A 4516-nucleotide genomic window follows, 5' to 3' on the forward strand; every position below is an offset into this window, starting at 1 on the left:
TCAAAACACCACTGCCACCAAACAGGGGGGACACGTGTCATCGTGCTCACCTCGATGAACGCCAAAAGGCCCCTTCCGAAAGTGGAAGGGGCCTTCTGCTAGGCGAAATTACTTCTCAGGCTGCGCCGGAGCATTTGCCTCAGTAGTAGGGACCGGGGTTGCGGTCCTGATTACGTCGTTCTTCTTCGAAGAACCGTAAATGAGGGTGTCGTTACCCGTTGCCTTACCAATCTGGTAGGACGAGGTCTTGTCGCCCTGGCCACAGGAGCGGAGCACAGCGTCCGCGATGAGCAGACCCACAGTAATCGTTCCGAGAGCACCGGCTGCGAGGCCGACCATCTCTGGGTTGGCTACGTTGAATGAGGCCTGGAGGCCCGCAGCGCGCTCTGCGCGGTCGGGGTCGTAGATGCCCAGGCCACGCTGGATGCGGTCGTTTGCCTCGCGGACAGCGGCGTTCAGCTTGCCCTGGACGCCTTCAAGGCCCGGAACGCGAACCTGGGACAGGATACCCAGCGGGATCAGGAGCAGCAGCGGCGAAGCGATGCCCACGAGGGATGCGATGCACTTGCCGTCGGAAGAAGTAGCCACATCCTTACTCGTGAGCTCGACATTGATTCGAACTCGCTTCTGCGGCTGACCGTTCACCTGAGGGATGAACGTGATGTGGGTCGTGCCCTTCTCGATGCCGCCCTTACCAGGCTTGATCGTGATGGACCCGTCCGGGTTCGGAACAACCATGTCCGGATCCACCGGCTTGCAGTTCGAACCAGAGCAAATCTCAATGTCGGTCGCGCCACCGCCAGGAACGACAATCTTCCAGGAACCATCTGGGTTCGGGCTGACATCGTGGTTGCCTGGCTTGCCGATGATGTTGCCCTCGGACGTAGCCGGGACGTCGATCTCAATGATACGAACCGGGTTGCCAGCACCGTCAACTTCCTCGATGAGGACGCGACCAGACTTCTGCGGCAAAGGCTTCACATTGAAGCTGCCCGGGTGGGTCGGGATCTCCTCGATGATGTCCTTACCGCGAAGGACACGGAAAGTGTTGCCTTCGCCCGTGGTGATCTTGTCGGTCAGCTTCGGCTGGTAGACACGACGCTCCTCGACGAACTTCAGCACACCACCGCTCTTGGTGATGGTGATGTTGTGTGTCTTCACAACCTTGCCGTTGTTCTTCTCAACGACAACAATCTTCTTACCCTCGGTGTTCTCGTTGATCCGCAGCTCGAACTTCTTGTCGGTGTCGTTGACGACGGTGACGTATTCCTTGCCCTCAACAACCTCGTACTTGTTGTTGTTGACAATGGTGACGTCGAAGGTGCCCTGCTCCGTGATCTTGTGCTCAACAACGGAGTTGTTGGAGGAATCGGAGCCGCTACCGGTTCCCTTGGTGATATCCAAAATGAACTGCTTGTAGACCTTGCCGTCCTTGTCGGTGACGTCGAGGACGACCTTGCCCTGAGCGCCGTCCTTCGGCGTAACGGTCCACTCGTCGCCGTTCTGGGTCACCTCAACGAGGTTCTCGCCTTCGACGACGGTGAGCTTGTCGCCAGGGTTGAGATCGGTGGTGAACTTGTCATCCGAGGTGATCTTGAACTCGGACTTGTTCGGCTTCGTCAGCTCAACATTGTAGGTGTAGCGAGAAACCGGCAGGCCGCGGGAGTTCTGGACCTCGAGGACAACCTTGCCAGAAACGCCCTTCTTGAACTTGATCTTGCCGCCGCCAGCTTCGTTGACGTCGCCGTCGATCAGGTCCTTACCAGACACCACGACGAGCTTCTGCTTGTCAGGATTGGGCGGCACAGGGGCAGGCTGCTCCGAGTCATCTGGAAACGTGCCAGCGTCGAACTCGTGAACCTTAGCAGGCTTGACGTGGATCGTGTACTCGATCAGCGCATGGCCGCCCTTGGACTGCTCGACGACCTTGATGTCACCCTCGAAGTCAGGGTTCGGCATCAGGTAGAACTTTTCAGGATTTTCCTGATCCTCAACCCAGCTGAAGTTATCTTCACCATCTGGGAATACGAACTCGTTAGAGCTTAGGCCCTTCGTCAGGATCGCCGTGTTGCGGTTCGTAATTGTGTAGTCGTCGACTTTCTGTGTCGCAGGCTTCGCCTCTTGTGGTGTAACGACGATCGTGTACACCGCGACCAGGTTGCCCTCGGCATCCTTGACATGCGCAACGATCAGGCCGTCGGCGCTTGGCTTCAGGGTCCACTCTCCGGTGCCCTCAAGCTGAGCTGGGTCGACGAGATCCTTACCGCGGACGATCTCGATCTTGTCGCCGTCCTGACCCTTGACCTTCACAGATCCGCCGACGGCAATGATTTCCGTCTCGGAATCAACGAGAACGTTGCGGCCTTCACGTACGTCGAGGGTGAACGTGAAGGTTTCGCCCTTATCGTTCTTCGCGCGGACAATCACAGTGCCGGTCTGGCCAGCCTTCGGAGTCAGTACCCACTGGTCACCCTTCTTTTCGAGGGACTCGATCAGGTCCTGGCCCTTGAGAATCTCAGGCTCACCCTGGATGTTGTCTACCTCGATCTTGTACGAGGAGATGTTACCGATCACGCGGGACTGGTTGTACTTGTTCGGCTTGGTATCGATGTTGAACTCGTAGTTCTGCTCGTTACCGGTTGGCTTGCCGTCCTTGTCAACCTCGAACACCTTGACCTTCACCCGGCCTGTGATGACGCCAGCCTTGACGTTTACGTTCAGGGTGTTGCCATCCTCGGTGGTGGTGACCTTTTCCTTGCCCTCGGTGACTTCGTACTTCCAGCCCTCTGGGATCGTAATGGACTGGTCAAGGCCAGTAACCCCGACGTTGAAGAAGTGGTTGTCCACGCGAACAGTCTTCTCGGTGGTCTTCTCGGAATCCTTGTTCACCACGTGGATGCGGTACTCGTGGCGGTTGCCGTCACCGTCCTTGATGATGATGCGGACGTCGCCCTCACCCTGCTTCTTCGGGGTGATAACGAGGCGGTTATTTTCCTTGGTGACCTCGACGAGGCCGTTGGAGTCGTCGACAAACTCGATGCTCCAGTCGCCCAGCTTCTTCGGCTCGATGACCTTCGACTCGCTCGTGTTGGAGAAGTCGTAGAAGTAGTTGAACTGGGAGTAACGACGCTCGATCGTGGTCGTTTCGTGCTTCTCGGAAACGCGGGTGACGGTGGTGCCAACAACCTTTGTCTCGGTCTTCGGCGCAGCGGTGACCGTCTTCGTCTCGGTCTTCGGCGCGACATTCTTCGTCTCGGTGACGTAGACAGGCTCAGTAACCGTGACCTTCGGCTGGACCTTGTCGGTCTCGGTGATCGTCGGCTTCGCCGTTGCAGTTTCGGTGACGGTTACCGGGTCACGCTTCTCCACGACGATGACGCGCGGATCTTCCGTGACGGTCTCAGTGGCGGTGGACGTTGGTCCGCCCTGCTCGAACTCGGTGACGGTAACAGCAGGCTTCACTACCTCATGCGTCACGGTCTCCGTTTCCGGAGCGACCTCAACCGTCTTGTAGTGAACTTCCTGCCGCTCGTTGGTCTTCGTCACCGTCGGACGAACGGTCACCGTCTCCCGCTCGACACCGCCATCCTTGTACACAGTGTGCGTGATGGTCGGGCGGCCGGTCTCGGTCACGGTGGAGGTGACACCAGCTTCACCAGGAACCGTCACGGTGGTGGTCACAGTGCCGCCGCCGTTGCCGCCGCCTGGGCGTGGGTAGAAGCCGTCCAGGCCCGGCTGGGTCGGAGGGATCAGACGCTGGAAGGTTGCCTCGCGGCCATCCTGGTAGATGTTGTAATCCTTCGGCAGCAGGATGGTGACGTACTCGCCAGCACGGACGGTGCTGGAGACGCGGCTGAACGCAGCCTCATCCTTGATCAGTGCGAAGTTCGGCTGGAACTCCTGGGTGCCGCCGAAGACAGCGCTGACGCGGAAACCGGTCCACTGGGTGAACTCCTGGTTAGTCACGCGAACGCCGTTCTGGGTCTGGCCGTTCATGATGTAGGAACGCTGGCCGTCCAGAACGCTCTTGTTGTTCGACAGCAGAGCCTGCAGCGCGACGTTCTTCTTCTTAACGTCCTCGAAGTTGCGGTTGTACCAGGAGACCAGCATCGACTTCGTCAGCGAGATCGCTGCCGTCTCGATGTCTGCGTTAATACCAAGGTCGCCGTTAAAGCCGTTGAAGCCGTACAGGCCGGACATGCCGTCCAGCTTGCGCAGCTCGTAGCCCTGGGTCTGCAGGTTTGGCTGTGGCTTCTCAAGGTCGATGCACCAGCCTGGGCCGAGTGGGGTGACCTGCATCCAGGTCTTCAGCATGGCCTGGTAATCATTCTGATTCGTGAGCATCTTGATCTGCTCAGTGTTAAAGCGCAGCGCCTCAGCGTACTTATCGTTCGGCAGCGAAGAGTACGTGCTCGTAATGCGCTCGTCTGCGCTTGCGTCCGGGGCGACGACGACAGCGCCACCTGCAATCATTGCGCCTGAAATCAGGCCGGCCATGATTCGCTTCTTAAGATGT

At 58.4% G+C, this 4516-nt stretch carries 1 protein-coding gene; it reads right to left on the bottom strand.

What is annotated here, in order from left to right:
* Positions 1-108 precede the first annotated feature (108 nt).
* Positions 109-4497, bottom strand: a complete 4389-nt coding sequence (locus HMPREF3170_RS09740; RefSeq protein WP_070479377.1) for a hypothetical protein — start codon at positions 4495-4497, stop codon at positions 109-111.
* Between the last annotated feature and the right edge of the window lie 19 nt (positions 4498-4516).

This window comes from Corynebacterium sp. HMSC08D02 (genome assembly GCF_001807505.1).
Lineage (GTDB): Bacteria > Actinomycetota > Actinomycetes > Mycobacteriales > Mycobacteriaceae > Corynebacterium > Corynebacterium pseudogenitalium.

What these genes read in the sequence shown, in the direction of transcription:
- HMPREF3170_RS09740 (WP_070479377.1), bottom strand. Translation starts at nt 4,497, where the DNA reads ATGGCCGGCCTGATTTCAGGCGCAATGATTGCAGGTGGCGCTGTCGTC.